The organism is Bacillus tuaregi, from assembly GCF_900104575.1.
GTDB lineage: Bacteria > Bacillota > Bacilli > Bacillales > Cytobacillaceae > Bacillus_BD > Bacillus_BD tuaregi.
Window position 1 is genome coordinate 4,304,729 of record NZ_LT629731.1, and the last position, 14,082, is coordinate 4,318,810.

Below are 14,082 nucleotides of genomic sequence, written 5' to 3' on the forward strand. Positions count from 1 at the left end.
ATAATGGTTAATCTTTGAATGTAAGGAATCCTGGTGCCGGCCAGAGGACTTGAACCCCCAACCTACTGATTACAAGTCAGTTGCTCTACCAATTGAGCTAGGCCGGCAATTTCTAGTTACTAGTTGTTAGCTTTTAGTAGTTAGGAAATTACTCTACCTAACAAACTAATTACTAGTTACTAACTACTAAAATGGTGGAGGATGACGGGCTCGAACCGCCGACCCTCTGCTTGTAAGGCAGATGCTCTCCCAGCTGAGCTAATCCTCCGGGTTAGGTTTAGTTGTTAGTTGGTTAGTGATTAGTTAGATAGAAAAAACAGTGCTAATAGATATGACATAATTCTTATCTTTCATTTCTAATTACTAACAGCTAACTACCATCCTGTAAATGGTGACCCCTACGGGATTCGAACCCGTGTTACCGCCGTGAAAGGGCGGTGTCTTAACCGCTTGACCAAGGGGCCAATTTGTCTTTAAAAAAGCTTCCAATCGGGCTCGAACCGATGACCTCTTCCTTACCATGGAAGTGCTCTACCTGCTGAGCTATGGAAGCGTTGCTCTTAAGCCAAGCAATCAGGCTTTATAATAATAATGGCTCCGCAGGTAGGACTCGAACCTACGACCGATCGGTTAACAGCCGATAGCTCTACCACTGAGCTACTGCGGAAAGATAAAATCAGGCTATTGCAACTGTGCTTCAAAAGCCTATGGCTTTTGTTGCACAACTCATCCTCTTCAGGACGATGAGTTTCACTGAGCTACTGCAGAATAGCATAACGCTTGGCGACGTCCTACTCTCACAGGGGTAAGACCCCAACTACCATCGGCGCTGAGAAGCTTAACTTCCGTGTTCGGGATGGGAACGGGTGTGACCTTCTCGCTATCGTCACCAAACTATTCAAGACAAATATTATTATAATGCCTTTTTATGATTTTTCAAGAGGTTTTTTAAAAATTATTCCCTCAAAACTAGATAATGCTGAAGAAAAAGAACGAGTAATAAACAATGTGTTGTCCAGCTGCGGCGCTAAAGAGCGCCTACGCTTTTCAATTTGGTTAAGTCCTCGACCGATTAGTATTTGTCAGCTCCACGTGTCACCACGCTTCCACCCCAAACCTATCAACCTGATCATCTTTCAGGGGTCTTACTAGCTTGACGCTATGGGAAATCTCATCTCGAGGGGGGCTTCATGCTTAGATGCTTTCAGCACTTATCCCTTCCGCACATAGCTACCCAGCGATGCTCTTGGCAGAACAACTGGTACACCAGCGGTGCGTCCATCCCGGTCCTCTCGTACTAAGGACAGCTCCTCTCAAATTTCCTACGCCCACGACGGATAGGGACCGAACTGTCTCACGACGTTCTGAACCCAGCTCGCGTACCGCTTTAATGGGCGAACAGCCCAACCCTTGGGACCGACTACAGCCCCAGGATGCGATGAGCCGACATCGAGGTGCCAAACCTCCCCGTCGATGTGGACTCTTGGGGGAGATAAGCCTGTTATCCCCGGGGTAGCTTTTATCCGTTGAGCGATGGCCCTTCCATGCGGAACCACCGGATCACTAAGCCCGACTTTCGTCCCTGCTCGACTTGTAGGTCTCGCAGTCAAGCTCCCTTGTGCCTTTACACTCTACGAATGATTTCCAACCATTCTGAGGGAACCTTTGGGCGCCTCCGTTACTTTTTAGGAGGCGACCGCCCCAGTCAAACTGCCCACCTGACACTGTCTCCCGCCCCGATCAGGGGCGCGGGTTAGAAGTTCAATACAGCCAGGGTAGTATCCCACCGACGCCTCCACCGAAGCTGGCGCTCCGGCTTCTCAGGCTCCTACCTATCCTGTACAAGCTGTACCAAAATTCAATATCAGGCTACAGTAAAGCTCCACGGGGTCTTTCCGTCCTGTCGCGGGTAACCTGCATCTTCACAGGTACTATAATTTCACCGAGTCTCTCGTTGAGACAGTGCCCAGATCGTTACGCCTTTCGTGCGGGTCGGAACTTACCCGACAAGGAATTTCGCTACCTTAGGACCGTTATAGTTACGGCCGCCGTTTACTGGGGCTTCAATTCAAAGCTTCGCTTGCGCTAACCTCTCCTCTTAACCTTCCAGCACCGGGCAGGCGTCAGCCCCTATACTTCGCCTTGCGGCTTCGCAGAGACCTGTGTTTTTGCTAAACAGTCGCCTGGGCCTATTCACTGCGGCTTTTCAGGGCTATGAACCCTAAAAAGCACCCCTTCTCCCGAAGTTACGGGGTCATTTTGCCGAGTTCCTTAACGAGAGTTCTCTCGCACACCTTAGGATTCTCTCCTCGCCTACCTGTGTCGGTTTGCGGTACGGGCACCTAATCCTCACTAGAGGCTTTTCTTGGCAGTGTGGAATCANTCTTCGGGAGCAAGCTCCCGAAGATTCGCTCGACTTGCATGTATTAGGCACGCCGCCAGCGTTCGTCCTGAGCCAGGATCAAACTCTCCAAAAGAATCGTTTGACTGCTCATAAGTTGTCTTTTATTAAAAAGACTAAAAATTAAAACGTTGACGTTTTTGTTTGTTTAGTTTTCAAAGAGCAATTAACAGACTTTTAAAACAGAATCCTTTTAATATTAACATCTCTTGTGGTTTGTTGTCAACTGATTATTATAATAAAATTGTTTTTTTCATCAGCGACGTTTATTACTATAACAAGATTAAAAATTAAAGTCAATAACTTCTTTGATTTTTTTTGTAGCGATTAGAAACCTTAGATATTTTAGATGTAGTGCGCATATACCTCAAACAGTCCTTCGGGTCCGCTACCCGCTTAAATAACGTAAATAAATGTTTATAGCGCTCCTCCATTCCCTTTTTTACAATAAGATCTATACGTTCATCCTTTAAATCAAATAAAATCTCATCCATCTCTCTCTTTAATAAATATTGCATTTCCTTAATCTCCATCTCATTTAATAACACACCAATCATCTTTCATACTCCTTGCCGTCATTATTTTTACTGTAGTGTTTTCCTTTTTTGAATTTTTTATGAAAAATTTAGTTCATTTTCTTTTAAATTCCTCATAGGATTGTACAGAGAGTGTGGGACGAGGTGATTTAATGAATTTCTTCTTTGTGTTAAATGGAAAAGTAATTAAGCAAATTCTCTTAATTTGTATGGCCTCATTTTTCACTGCATGGTTTTTATTTTTAGGTAATATGATTCAGGTCCCTGTTTTTTCTGCAAAGGATGGTCCAAGAGCCGTTTATAAAGGGGAAAAGGATATTGCGTTAACCTTTAATATTGGGTGGGGTGATGAAAAGGCAGAACCCATACTTGATGCGCTTAAGAAATACAATGTAAAGTCAGCAACATTTTTCTTATCTGGTTCCTGGGCAGAGCGGCATCCGGACCTTGTCAATCGAATTGTAAAAGATGGCTACGAAATTGGAATACTTGGTTATGAGTATAAGGACTATACCGAATTGGAGGAAGAAAAAGTCAGGCAGGATATAGCCAATGCACAAACCGCATTTAAAAAGCTTAATGTCAATAATATTCAACTTCTCCGCTCTCCTACCGGACATTTTGATGCCAAAACCTTGAAGATCGCACAGCGATATGGTTATACGGTGGTTCACTGGAGTATCGATTCAAAGGACTGGACTAATCCTGGTGTTAAAGCGATTACTGAAAATGTAGCTAAGGCTAAGAAGGGTGACATTATTCTTCTCCATGCATCAGACTCTGCTAAACAAACAGAAAAGGCATTGCCATATATATTAGACAGCCTTAAAAATTATAAGCTAGTGACGGTTTCGGAAATGATTGCAAATGCTAATACGAAGACAACCGAAATAAAATAATAAGCAACCTATTAAAGGAAAAAGTCCTTCATCGAAGGACTTTTTTCTTTTTTAATCTGTATTATGCCGATTTATTCGCTTTTGCTTGTCTTTCTTTGATTGAGTTTTCATGTAGTTTATTAAGAATAAGCAGCTGGTAAGCATTACATACTAATAACGGAAAGACCATTAGATAGAGCCAATTATAGTCATTTAACCTCACAATCGGTACCCAATCGAGAATTGTGACTACAACCATAAAAAACAATGCTGGAATAAAGGCACTTTTATTGGTTTGTTTAACCTTGAAATACGCTACTATCAAGCCAACAACTAGAATCAGGATTGCAGGGACTAGGTAAGGAAGAATCCCTTCTCCCGCTTCGGCAAAAGAATTATAGCGGAAATAGACTAAATCATATAGAGCAAAGAGGATAAAAACGACTTGGACTCCATTCCATAATGACGCTGACTTAAAAATCCCCAGTCCAAATCGGTGAACAGTAAGGTAGGCAAAAAATGAAACCTGACTGACTAAGCTAAAAATAAGACCCACACCGCAGAGCCAAAGGAATGTTGAAATAATTTTTAAAATGTTAAGATTCAAAAAATAAGGCGCAAACTCGTCCCACCGAATAATAAATCCCGTTACCCCTGTTACAAATGCGCCGATTAATAAGGTAGTAAAAAATAATCTAACTACGTTTCGACTAGTCACAACGCTATCCCCCAATATAAAAATCTTCCATTAAAGACATTGTATCAACCAAACCTTGAAAAATCTAGGAATAGCTTTGCTACGAATAATATTAATCAAAAATCTTCATCCTAAAGGTAAGAATTACTCTGAAAGGAGCTATCCAAGATGAAACCTATAAAATCCTTTCTCCCTCCCTTATTTGCCATTTTCATTATCGCTGGTTGTGCCCAGGAGGAAGCAGGTGGCGGTCAATTAGACTATGAAGAAACGAAGAAAATGGTTGTTGATATTTTAAAAACAGACGATGGTAAAAAGGCCATTCAAGAAGTGATGTCAGATGAAAAGCTGAGACAACAGCTGATCATGGATCAGGCAATTGTTACAGATACCGTACAAAATACTTTAACAAGTGAGAAAGGGATTGAGTTTTGGAAAAAAACCTTTGAGGATCCAAAATTCGCTGAAACCATTGCTAAAACGATGCAAAAGGAAAATGAACATCTGCTGAAAAATTTAATGAATGACCCAGAATATCGCAGTAAAATGATTGAGGTCATGAAGGACCCTGAGCTTGAGAAGGAAATGACAACGGTTTTAAAAGGAAATGAATATCGGGAGCACCTAAAGCAGGTTGTATCAGAAACCATTGAGAGCCCTCTATATCAGACAAAGATTCAGGAGCTGCTGTTAAAAGCCGCTGAAACAAAAGCATCTGAAGAGAAAAAAGAAGAAGCATAAGTAAGAAAAAAGAGCTCTTTGCTAGAAGGAGCTCTTTTTTCTTAAGCTGATTTTATTTACCTAAATTTTGCACCACTTTTTGTGCAATATCCAAATATACTTTTCCTAGCTGGTGATCCTCTTGGTATACAGACGGTGCAAAATCCTCTTCGTTCCAATCTGGCTGTGCTAATGGCAGTTGACCGAGAAGCTCAGTATTTAATACTTCAGCTAGCTTATCTCCACCGCCCTTACCAAACACATATTCCTTTTCACCTGTTACTTTACTTTCAAAGTAGGACATATTTTCAATAACACCTAAAATTTCGTGATCTGTTTTTAATGCCATCGCTCCGGCACGAGCTGCAACAAAGGCTGCTGTAGGATGTGGAGTTGTGACAATAACCTCTTTACATGTTGGTAGCATGGTATGAAGATCAAGGGCAACGTCTCCAGTTCCTGGAGGAAGGTCAAGCAGTAGGTAATCTAAATCACCCCAGGTAACCTCTTTAAAGAAGCTGTTCAGCATTTTTCCTAGCATTGGGCCGCGCCAAATGATTGGTGAGTTATCCTCTACAAAGAAGCCCATGGAAATAACCTGCACACCAAAGCGCTCAACAGGGATGATTTTTTCCCCTTTGACAGCTGGGCGAGTTGTGATGCCCATCATATCAGGTACACTGAAGCCGTAAATATCGGCATCGACAAGACCTACCTTCTTACCTAATCTAGCTAAGGCTACCGCTAAATTGACAGAGATTGTAGACTTCCCAACGCCACCCTTACCACTTGCAATCGCAATGAAGGTTGTTTTGCTATTTGGTGACAATAATCCAGCATCCTCTTTAGGAGCTTCAGCTTGATATTTAGCAATGACCTCTGCTGGTAATTCAGCAAAGCGGATTCCGACTGTTTCCGCACCCGCTTCCTTTAATAGATTCACGATTTCCGTTTGTAGCTGCAACTGCTCTGCTGTTCCTGTTTTCGTGATTGCAATCTTAACACTGACGTGATTCTTCTCTTCCTTAACTTTGATCTCCTCAATAGCATTTAATTCTGCTAATGAAATATGTAAGAAAGGCTCTTTAATTGGACTCAAAAGCTCCTTCGCTTTTTCTACTGTTATCATTATTAGCACCTACCTTATTCTATTCTATCTCACAGTATACCACAGGGAGTGAAAATCACTATTAATACACATCACACTTTACCGCTAATCTAGTTCAAAAACAAAAAAGGCGTCTAAAAAACGCCTTACTCAGGGATAACTATTTCACTTTCCTCAGTATAATATCTTATTATCCCATTATAAATGGAGGCTGCGAGCATATCTTGATAGCTATCATCCTTTAAACGTTTTCTTTCTTCCGGGTGGGATAGGAACCCTACCTCCACTAATACACCCGGGTTTTTAGCATGCTTTAATATATAGACATGGTTTATCGGCTTTGCTTCACGTTTTGTATTACCCAGATTGATTTTAAATTCATCCTGGATAAACTTTGCGGCTCGTTCATTTTCTTCAAATTGAGGAGCATAGAAGGTTTGCGCCCCGCTCCATCTTGGGGAAGGGATGGAATTAAGATGGATACTGACATAAAAATCCACATCCTTCTTGTTAATCATTTCAAGCCGCTTTTTTAAGTCTTCCACTTTCCTTCTGCTGTAACCTCTTGTCTCCTTATCAGCTAAATCTTTATCGACCTCTCTCGTCATCACAGTGAGTGCGCCTTGCTCCTGAAGGTAGTCCCTTAGCTTTAATGAGACATCTAAGGCAATATCCTTTTCCAATGCATCTTTATCCCCTGCTCCGCCATCCGGACCGCCATGACCAGGATCAATCAATATGACTTTGCCAGACAAAGGCAGGTTCCAGGAATTCCAAGATTCCTCCTCCGAGAAATCATACTGCAAAATAAAAAACAGGACGATAAGTCCAAGTGAAAATAAACTTATTTTCCAGCCTTTTTTCATAAGTATCCATCAATCCCTCCGACTTGTCCTTCTAACACAATATATGGGACAAGTGGAAGGGGTAGAACTATGAAAAGGAATTAATGGAGCTTTAGCTTAATTCTCCTTTCACCTTTAAAAAAGCCCTCCATCCACCAGCTATCTACATACTGCTCGCAGAGATAATAGAGCGATTCACTCATGGCGCCTTCTTCCCCACTACCCCAGTACAATAAAAAATTATATAAAGTATCAACAAGATGCTTCTCCTCCTGCTGACAACGCTTTTTCACTTCCTTTGCCGATTCCCCGTAATAACCGAACCGGCCCATATTAGCTCCCAATAAATAGGCTTCAATAGCTACATCATAGCAAGCCTCTTCTATCCCTGTATTCATAATCAAGCTTTGTGTTAACCGCGATGAACCGAAGTATTGCTGTACCTTTTCCTTTAACGCCTTCACCGATATCTCGCGAAGAACGGACTTTTCATATTTAATCTGTTTCTCTCTTCTTTTTTCTACAAAGGTTGTAATGACATTCACTTCTTTTTCACCTCTTTAAAAGTAGTCTTTAACTACAAGAAAAGAGTCATTCATATCGTGGGTCTGATTTAACTGCCAATTTTTATTCAGATTATAAAAAGGCGAAACGTTAACAGATCGTTAATAAAGATTACTGGAAATAAGTTTTAATTTAGTTAAAATAAAGGAGAAATATGCATGTTGAAGAAAGGAAGTGGAGTATGCTGTTAAAGGAACGAACGATGCCCATTGAATTAAGTGCACTACGCTCACTAGATGCGCGTATCGATTTATCCACCGAAGAAAAGGGCCGATTGATGAGATTAGAAAAAGGCTATCAAGGAGAAGTGATGTTTGACCTGTTAACAGAAAAGCTACAATCTGAAGTTTTTATCTTAAATGATTTATGTTTGGAGTTTAATCGCTCAGTTTTTCAAATTGACACGTTACTCATCTCGCAGGATACATATTACCTGATTGAGGTTAAAAATTTCGAAGGGGACGCGTATTATGCGAATGAAGGCTTCTTTTCAATCAATAAGACAGAATTGATGAATCCATTGGATCAACTCAAGCGCAGTAAATTATTGTTGAGTCATCTGCTACGAAGCCTAGGATATCATTCAAACATTGAAGGATACGTTATTTTTATCAACCCCGAGTTTACTTTATTCCAGGCCCCCATTCATGCACCAATTATTCTCCCCACCCAAATCAACCGCTTTATGAAAAAACTTCAGCAAAAATCAGCAAAAATAAATGTCCACTATAGGAAGCTCGCCGATCAATTAATTTCGCAGCATCAAATTTTACCTCCGAGATTACCGGACTATCAGTATAACCAGTTGAAAAAGGGCGTTGCATGTCCTAAGTGTCATTCTTTTATCACTTCTGAAGTCATCCGAAAAGCTAAATGTATGGTGTGCGGTTTCGAAGAGGGAATTGATACAGTTGTTTTGCGGTGTGTGGAGGAATTGCGTTTGCTTTTTCCGGATACGATGATTACGACGAATATTGTTTATGATTGGTGTGATGTAATTGTGTCAAAAAAGCAGATTGCTCGCATTCTTAAGGAGAATTATAACGTGATTGGTTATGGGAAGTGGACTTATTATGAATGATAGTTATTTAGTTGCGTTAAAGGCTGCCTTATGACTACAGGTCTAGACAATTGGCAGCTAAAATAGCCACGATTACTTTTTTTGGGTAGCCTATGCCATGCATAAGCTACCCTACTTGTTCTGATTCCCTTTTATCGGTCGCTTATCCCCTTTATACGCTACCCAATTGATTCTCGATTTCCTTATTCGGTCGCTTATCCCCTTTATACGCTACCCAATTGATCCTCGATTTCCTTTTTCGGTCGCTTATCCCCTTTATACGCTACCCAATTGATTCTCGATTTCCTTATTCGGTCGCTTATCCCCTTTATACGCTACCCAATTGATCCTCGATTTCCTTTTTCGGTCGCTTATCCCGTAAAATCTTTTATTTATTAACTAAAAAATATATAAAACAAAAAAACCCCCAAGCAATTGCTTGGGAGTCTGATACGCCAATGTAAAAATTAACGTTTTGAGAACTGAGGTGCACGACGAGCGCCTTTAAGACCGTATTTTTTACGTTCTTTCATACGTGGGTCACGAGTAAGTAATCCAGCGCGCTTTAGTGTTGAACGGAATTCTGGGTCAGCTTGTAGTAACGCACGAGCGATACCGTGACGGATTGCTCCAGCTTGACCAGTGTAACCTCCACCATTTACATTTACAAGAACATCATAGCTGCCAAGAGTTTCAGTAGCTACTAAAGGTTGGTTAACAACCTCACGTAATGCAGCGAATGGAATATACTCAACCATTTCACGACCATTGATGATTACTTTACCGTCGCCTGGAACTAAACGAACACGTGCAACGGAGCTTTTACGACGACCAGTACCGATATATTGAACCTGTGCCAAGATAATAACCTCCCTTATAAATTATCCACGAAGTTCGTAAACTTCAGGTTTTTGAGCTTGGTGCGGATGTTCGCTACCAGCGTATACGTGTAATTTGCTGAACATTTGACGACCAAGAGTATTCTTTGGAAGCATACCTTTGATTGCTAGTTCAAGCATTCTTTCTGGGTAGTTTGTACGCATTTCATTAGCCGTTCTTTGCTTAAGACCACCTGGGTGGTTACTGTGACGGTAGTAAATTTTATCTTGTAATTTATTACCTGTCAATTCGATTTTTGAAGCATTTAAAATGATTACGTGATCACCTGTGTCAACATGTGGTGTGTAAGTTGGTTTATGTTTACCGCGTAAGATAGATGCAACTTCAGTAGAAAGACGACCTAAAGTTTTGCCTGCTGCATCAACCACGTACCATTTACGCTCAATATTTTGTGCATTCGCCATAAACGTTGTACGCATGTGTTTCCCTCCTAATAATTACAATTCATTTTTTTAAAAAAGTTCATATCGTATTTAATCACAATAAGTTCCGGGGCTTATCGTGGGATTAAAAATCATACCATATAATAATATAACCTAACATATCTAATGTCAAGAAAATGTTACACCAGGTTTAGTTGTTATGGAAAGAAAATTTCTAACGGCTTTAGAAATGTTGTTCCACTGCCGTTATTAATAATATACCTCCCATAAATACAAGCCATGTGCAGGTGCTGTTTTCCCTGCTAGACTGCGGTCCTTGCCGAATAGAATCCTTTTCATGTCTTCCGGCTGATGCATACCGCGGCCTGCTTCCAATAGGGTCCCGACAAGGATTCTGACCATATTATAAAGAAAACCGTTCCCAGCAAAGCGGAACATGAGACGTTCCCCGTCTTGTTCAATATCAATCAGGTGAATTGTCCGAACTCGGTCATCTACTTCTGTTTTTGCCGAACAAAAGCTGGTAAAGTCATGAGTTCCTATTAATTGGGCTGCAGCCGCCTTCATTTGGTCGATATCAAGCCCATAGCCATATTGATATTGATAATGCCTGGTAAAGGGGTCTCTAGCGTCAGACATGCGGACATAATAGCGATACTCCTTACCCTTAGCATCAAAGCGGGCATGGAAATCTGGAGCAGCCTTTTCTACCTTTCTAACCGCTATTTCGTCAGACAAGAGTGAATGAAGTGCCTTTACCCATCTATCTTCAGGGATTTGTAAAGGAGAATCAAAATGGATTACCTGACCCCGCGCATGTACTCCTGCATCCGTTCTACCAGAAGACGTAATTCTAACAGGATTGCCTTTATGAAGTTTTTCTAATGCGGCTTCGATTTCACTCTGGACTGTTCGATTATTCGGCTGAACCTGATAGCCTGAAAACATCGTTCCATCGTAGCTAATTGTACATTTATAACGCTGCATTCTATACCCTCATTACGTTCTAAAAATGATTAATAGGACTGTTACAGCGGCCAGAAGCAACAGCATGGCCGTATCCTTAAATGTCCAGTTTAACTGGCGGTACTTTGTTCTGCCTTCACCGCCGCGATAGCCTCGTGCTTCCATGGCAATCGCCAACTCCTCTGCCCTTTTAAACGAGCTGATAAATAACGGGATAAGAAGCGGAATAATGGCCTTCAGACGATCCTTTATCGGTCCGCTTGAAAAATCAACTCCACGGGCCGTTTGCGCCTTCATAATAATATCTGTTTCCTGCATGAGTGTCGGAATGAACCGAAGGGAAATCGACATCATTAAAGCCAATTCATGGACCGGGAATTTAATTTTTTTCAGCGGTGCAAGCAGATACTCAATTCCATCCGTTATCTCGATTGGCGTGGTTGTTAATGTCAGTAACGACGTCAACAGGATAAGCAGGAAAAAGCGCAGGGAAATAAAGATCCCTTGTCTAACCCCTTCCTCATAGATCTTAATCCAGCCCCAATCGAGTAAAAGCTCCCCTTCACGGGTAAAAAAGAAATGGATGAGCAAAGTGAATAATACAAGCCATAAAACAGGGATAAGTCCAATTAAAATAAATCGTACTGGTACCTTTGACTGCATGATCATAAACACCGTATAGGCTAATAGAAGACCATAGGTAATGACATTATTGGCAATAAAGACAACACAAACAAAAAGAAACACAATAAGAAGCTTTGACCTTGGATCCATGCGATGAAGTAGAGACTCTGCTGGAACATAGCGGCCAAAAATCATTTTATCCATCATTTTGGCACACCTCTCTTCATACATTCTGCCACTGCATCAGCGAGCTGCTCTATTGTCAGGCAAATGTGGTCCAGTTTAACCTGACAGGTCTCCTCAAAGCTTTTCTGAAACCGAATAACCTCAGGGACATCTAACCCCATCTCCAACAAACCTTCAGGTGCAGCAAAGATTTCCTCGGGGGCTCCCTTTTTAAAGACCTCACCCTTATGCATCACAATAATTTGATCTGCATAACGAGCGGCATCCTCCATGCTATGGGTAACGAGTATGGTGGACAGGTTCTTCTCCTTATGAAGCGAATAGAACATATCCATGATTTCCTTCCGTCCACGCGGGTCAAGACCAGCTGTTGGCTCATCCAAAACAATCACATCAGGCTCCATCGCTAGAACACCTGCAATCGCTACCCGTCTCATTTGTCCGCCGGATAGGTCGAAGGGAGACTTCTGTAAAAACTCCTCTGAAAGACCTACCTGATTTATTACATCTCTAGCTCTCCGCTTTGCTTCGTCCTCTGATACACCAAAATTCATCGGTCCGAAGCAGATATCCTTTTCAATCGTTTCCTCAAATAATTGATGCTCGGGAAATTGAAACACAATCCCAACTCGCTGTCTTACCTTTTTTAAATTCTTTTGCTTTTGACCCGCATTTATCTCTGTATCACCAATGATGATTTTTCCCTTTGTCGGCTTTAAAAGGGCATTTAAATGCTGAAGTACCGTTGACTTACCAGAGCCCGTATGACCGATAATCGCAAGGTATGTGCCTTCGGGAATGTCAAAGGACACATTTTTTAACGCCAGCCGTTCAAAGGGTGTATTGGCCTGGTAACGGTATTCTACTTGTTGAAGTGAGATGTCCATAGCTCTGCCACCAACTCTTTTTCTGATAAATAGGGCTTAGTCAGGCTAATCCCCTTTTCTTTTAACAGCTTGCTCATTTTAACTGGAAAGGGAATATCCAAGCCCAGGGCAATTAATTCCTCATCCATTTGAAATATCTCTTCCGGTGTTCCTTCACGGTAGAGCTTTCCTTTATTCATGACAATGATTCGATCCGCCTTTGCTGCCTCCTCTAAATCATGGGTTATCGAAATGACGGTCATATTATGGTCTGATTTTAATTCTCGAACGGTATTCAAAACCTCTTCTCGACCACGGGGATCAAGCATGGAAGTCGCTTCATCTAAAATAATCAGAGCAGGACGCAATGCAATAACACCTGCAATGGCCACTCTTTGCTTTTGTCCTCCGGAAAGGTTATGCGGCTCTTGATTTAGAAAAGACTCCATTTGTACCTTTTCCAATGAGCTTTTCACTCGTTGGACCATATCCTCTCTTTGGATACCGTTATTTTCCAGAGCAAAAGCAACATCATCCTGAACGGTTGCCCCGACGAATTGATTGTCTGGATTTTGAAACACCATTCCTACCTGCCTCCGAATCTCCCAGACACTTTCCTCTGTTAATGAAATTCCACAGACAGTGATGGTTCCAGTCATCGGAAATTGAAGTCCGTTAAGCAGCTTCGCCAGCGTTGATTTGCCTGAACCATTATGACCAACGATGGCCAGCCATTCACCTTCATAGATATTCATTGAAACATCCTCAAGAGCAAAGGCAGTTTGGTCTTCATACTGATACGAAATATTTTCGATTTGAACAAGCGGCTTACGCATCTTGGTCCTCCTCTCTACTCAAAAATCGCAAAGACACGATTCGCTATCTTTCTACACTATACTAAACTAATCCCAATGAAATCTATAGGAAGGAATAAAAAAAATACTCGCCAATTTGGCGAGCTTATGATTGTGAAGCAATCGATATAGCAGACATAATTATGTGGAGCACATATGCAGAGCTTTCAACCAAGCACAGAGGCCCCTCTGCAAATTGTGAGTAGTGATTGCCACCCAAATCATTGCTCAAACTACTAAATAGCACAAAAAAGCCTGCGTCCTTTCACACAGATAATTTCGATTACCTGTTTCAATTACGTGAAAAGACGCATGAGCTAGACGAGACATATCAGCCCGTATCTCGCTGAATCGTTAGATACAAGCACCTATCCAGTCGTGGATTAGGTACCATCCATGATATATGAAGGGACATGCTCATCGTAACGCTCTTTTTTGGCTGTATGAGAGTAACATCTCATCGTTTTTAAAAAAGGGCAATGAACAAGTTCAAT

The 14,082-nt window shown here is 41.5% G+C and carries 14 protein-coding genes, 5 tRNA genes, 1 rRNA gene and 2 other annotated features; of the genes, 3 read left to right on the forward strand and 17 right to left on the reverse strand.

Annotated elements, in window-relative coordinates; all coding sequences use genetic code 11:
- Positions 1–31 precede the first annotated feature (31 nt).
- The 7 genes from BQ5321_RS23110 to BQ5321_RS23140 all read right to left on the reverse strand — a co-directional run bounded on the left by BQ5321_RS23110 (position 32) and on the right by BQ5321_RS23140 (position 2,958).
- A tRNA-Thr gene (locus tag BQ5321_RS23110) sits at positions 32–107 on the reverse strand.
- An 85-nt stretch (positions 108–192) separates the two neighbouring features.
- Positions 193–268 (reverse strand) — tRNA-Val (locus BQ5321_RS23115).
- 121 nt (positions 269–389) lie between these two features.
- Positions 390–464: transfer RNA gene (locus BQ5321_RS23120), tRNA-Glu, on the reverse strand.
- Between the two features lie 16 nt (positions 465–480).
- Positions 481–553 (reverse strand) — tRNA-Thr (locus BQ5321_RS23125).
- A gap of 39 nt (positions 554–592) precedes the next feature.
- Positions 593–667, reverse strand: a tRNA-Asn gene (locus BQ5321_RS23130).
- A 111-nt stretch (positions 668–778) separates the two neighbouring features.
- A 5S ribosomal RNA gene (gene rrf / locus BQ5321_RS23135) occupies positions 779–894 on the reverse strand.
- 170 nt (positions 895–1,064) lie between these two features.
- Positions 1,065–1,934 (reverse strand) — a sequence feature (23S ribosomal RNA rRNA prediction is too short).
- Positions 1,935–1,943: 9 nt separating this feature from the next.
- Positions 1,944–2,289, reverse strand: a sequence feature (23S ribosomal RNA rRNA prediction is too short).
- Positions 2,290–2,697: 408 nt separating this feature from the next.
- A complete protein-coding gene (locus BQ5321_RS23140; RefSeq protein WP_071396680.1) occupies positions 2,698–2,958 on the reverse strand; it encodes a hypothetical protein in 261 nt (86 codons plus the stop codon).
- Positions 2,959–3,089: 131 nt separating this feature from the next.
- Here BQ5321_RS23140 and pdaB point away from each other — a divergent pair, with 131 nt between their 5' ends.
- Positions 3,090–3,836: a polysaccharide deacetylase family sporulation protein PdaB gene (pdaB, locus tag BQ5321_RS23145; RefSeq protein ID WP_071396681.1), complete on the forward strand. Its 747-nt coding sequence runs from the start codon at positions 3,090–3,092 to the stop codon at positions 3,834–3,836.
- A 61-nt stretch (positions 3,837–3,897) separates the two neighbouring features.
- Here pdaB and BQ5321_RS23150 read toward each other — a convergent pair whose 3' ends face one another.
- Positions 3,898–4,533, reverse strand: coding sequence for a KinB-signaling pathway activation protein (locus BQ5321_RS23150; protein WP_071396682.1), 636 nt, complete (start codon positions 4,531–4,533; stop codon positions 3,898–3,900).
- 147 nt (positions 4,534–4,680) lie between these two features.
- Here BQ5321_RS23150 and gerD point away from each other — a divergent pair, with 147 nt between their 5' ends.
- The gene (gene gerD, locus BQ5321_RS23155; protein ID WP_071396683.1) at positions 4,681–5,253 is read left to right on the forward strand and encodes a spore germination lipoprotein GerD; all 573 of its coding nucleotides are present in this window, start codon (positions 4,681–4,683) and stop codon (positions 5,251–5,253) included.
- A gap of 52 nt (positions 5,254–5,305) precedes the next feature.
- Here the strand turns inward: gerD and BQ5321_RS23160 are convergent, their stop codons facing one another.
- The 3 genes from BQ5321_RS23160 to BQ5321_RS23170 form a co-directional block, all read right to left on the reverse strand.
- The gene (locus BQ5321_RS23160) at positions 5,306–6,361 is read right to left on the reverse strand and encodes an Mrp/NBP35 family ATP-binding protein (protein ID WP_071396684.1); all 1,056 of its coding nucleotides are present in this window, start codon (positions 6,359–6,361) and stop codon (positions 5,306–5,308) included.
- Positions 6,362–6,486: 125 nt separating this feature from the next.
- Positions 6,487–7,206, reverse strand: a complete 720-nt coding sequence (cwlD, locus tag BQ5321_RS23165; RefSeq protein WP_071396685.1) for an N-acetylmuramoyl-L-alanine amidase CwlD — start codon at positions 7,204–7,206, stop codon at positions 6,487–6,489.
- Between the two features lie 80 nt (positions 7,207–7,286).
- Complete coding sequence (locus BQ5321_RS23170; RefSeq protein WP_071396686.1) at positions 7,287–7,730, reverse strand: YbaK family protein; 444 nt, start codon at positions 7,728–7,730, stop codon at positions 7,287–7,289.
- A 173-nt stretch (positions 7,731–7,903) separates the two neighbouring features.
- On the opposite strand from BQ5321_RS23170, the gene BQ5321_RS23175 reads away from it, so the two are divergent.
- A complete protein-coding gene (locus tag BQ5321_RS23175) occupies positions 7,904–8,830 on the forward strand; it encodes a nuclease-related domain-containing protein (protein ID WP_234978446.1) in 927 nt (308 codons plus the stop codon).
- A gap of 446 nt (positions 8,831–9,276) precedes the next feature.
- Here BQ5321_RS23175 and rpsI read toward each other — a convergent pair whose 3' ends face one another.
- The 6 genes from rpsI to BQ5321_RS23205 form a co-directional block, all read right to left on the reverse strand.
- Positions 9,277–9,669 carry a 30S ribosomal protein S9 gene (gene rpsI / locus BQ5321_RS23180; protein WP_071396687.1) on the reverse strand — a complete coding sequence of 131 codons (393 nt, stop codon included), beginning with the start codon at positions 9,667–9,669 and terminating at the stop codon, positions 9,277–9,279.
- A 21-nt stretch (positions 9,670–9,690) separates the two neighbouring features.
- Positions 9,691–10,128 (reverse strand): 50S ribosomal protein L13, encoded by a 438-nt coding sequence (gene rplM / locus BQ5321_RS23185; RefSeq protein WP_071396688.1) that lies wholly within the window; start codon positions 10,126–10,128, stop codon positions 9,691–9,693.
- Positions 10,129–10,341: 213 nt separating this feature from the next.
- Positions 10,342–11,079 carry a tRNA pseudouridine(38-40) synthase TruA gene (truA, locus tag BQ5321_RS23190; protein WP_071396689.1) on the reverse strand — a complete coding sequence of 246 codons (738 nt, stop codon included), beginning with the start codon at positions 11,077–11,079 and terminating at the stop codon, positions 10,342–10,344.
- A 12-nt stretch (positions 11,080–11,091) separates the two neighbouring features.
- On the reverse strand, positions 11,092–11,889 hold the full coding sequence (locus BQ5321_RS23195; protein ID WP_071396690.1) for an energy-coupling factor transporter transmembrane component T family protein: 798 nt from the start codon (positions 11,887–11,889) through the stop codon (positions 11,092–11,094).
- Positions 11,886–12,755: an energy-coupling factor ABC transporter ATP-binding protein gene (locus BQ5321_RS23200; protein WP_071396691.1), complete on the reverse strand. Its 870-nt coding sequence runs from the start codon at positions 12,753–12,755 to the stop codon at positions 11,886–11,888. The genes BQ5321_RS23195 and BQ5321_RS23200 overlap by 4 nt, the downstream gene beginning before the upstream one ends.
- Positions 12,731–13,570 carry an energy-coupling factor ABC transporter ATP-binding protein gene (locus BQ5321_RS23205; RefSeq protein ID WP_071396692.1) on the reverse strand — a complete coding sequence of 280 codons (840 nt, stop codon included), beginning with the start codon at positions 13,568–13,570 and terminating at the stop codon, positions 12,731–12,733. Before BQ5321_RS23205 ends, BQ5321_RS23200 begins: the two co-directional genes overlap by 25 nt.
- Between the last annotated feature and the right edge of the window lie 512 nt (positions 13,571–14,082).

What these genes read in the sequence shown, in the direction of transcription:
- truA (WP_071396689.1), bottom strand. Translation starts at nt 11,079, where the DNA reads ATGCAGCGTTATAAATGTACAATTAGCTACGATGGAACGATGTTTTCA.
- BQ5321_RS23200 (WP_071396691.1), bottom strand. Translation starts at nt 12,755, where the DNA reads ATGGACATCTCACTTCAACAAGTAGAATACCGTTACCAGGCCAATACA.
- BQ5321_RS23195 (WP_071396690.1), bottom strand. Translation starts at nt 11,889, where the DNA reads ATGATGGATAAAATGATTTTTGGCCGCTATGTTCCAGCAGAGTCTCTA.
- rplM (WP_071396688.1), bottom strand. Translation starts at nt 10,128, where the DNA reads ATGCGTACAACGTTTATGGCGAATGCACAAAATATTGAGCGTAAATGG.
- BQ5321_RS23160 (WP_071396684.1), bottom strand. Translation starts at nt 6,361, where the DNA reads ATGATAACAGTAGAAAAAGCGAAGGAGCTTTTGAGTCCAATTAAAGAG.
- BQ5321_RS23205 (WP_071396692.1), bottom strand. Translation starts at nt 13,570, where the DNA reads ATGCGTAAGCCGCTTGTTCAAATCGAAAATATTTCGTATCAGTATGAA.
- pdaB (WP_071396681.1), top strand. Translation starts at nt 3,090, where the DNA reads ATGAATTTCTTCTTTGTGTTAAATGGAAAAGTAATTAAGCAAATTCTC.
- BQ5321_RS23140 (WP_071396680.1), bottom strand. Translation starts at nt 2,958, where the DNA reads ATGATTGGTGTGTTATTAAATGAGATGGAGATTAAGGAAATGCAATAT.
- cwlD (WP_071396685.1), bottom strand. Translation starts at nt 7,206, where the DNA reads ATGAAAAAAGGCTGGAAAATAAGTTTATTTTCACTTGGACTTATCGTC.
- BQ5321_RS23175 (WP_234978446.1), top strand. Translation starts at nt 7,904, where the DNA reads ATGCATGTTGAAGAAAGGAAGTGGAGTATGCTGTTAAAGGAACGAACG.
- gerD (WP_071396683.1), top strand. Translation starts at nt 4,681, where the DNA reads ATGAAACCTATAAAATCCTTTCTCCCTCCCTTATTTGCCATTTTCATT.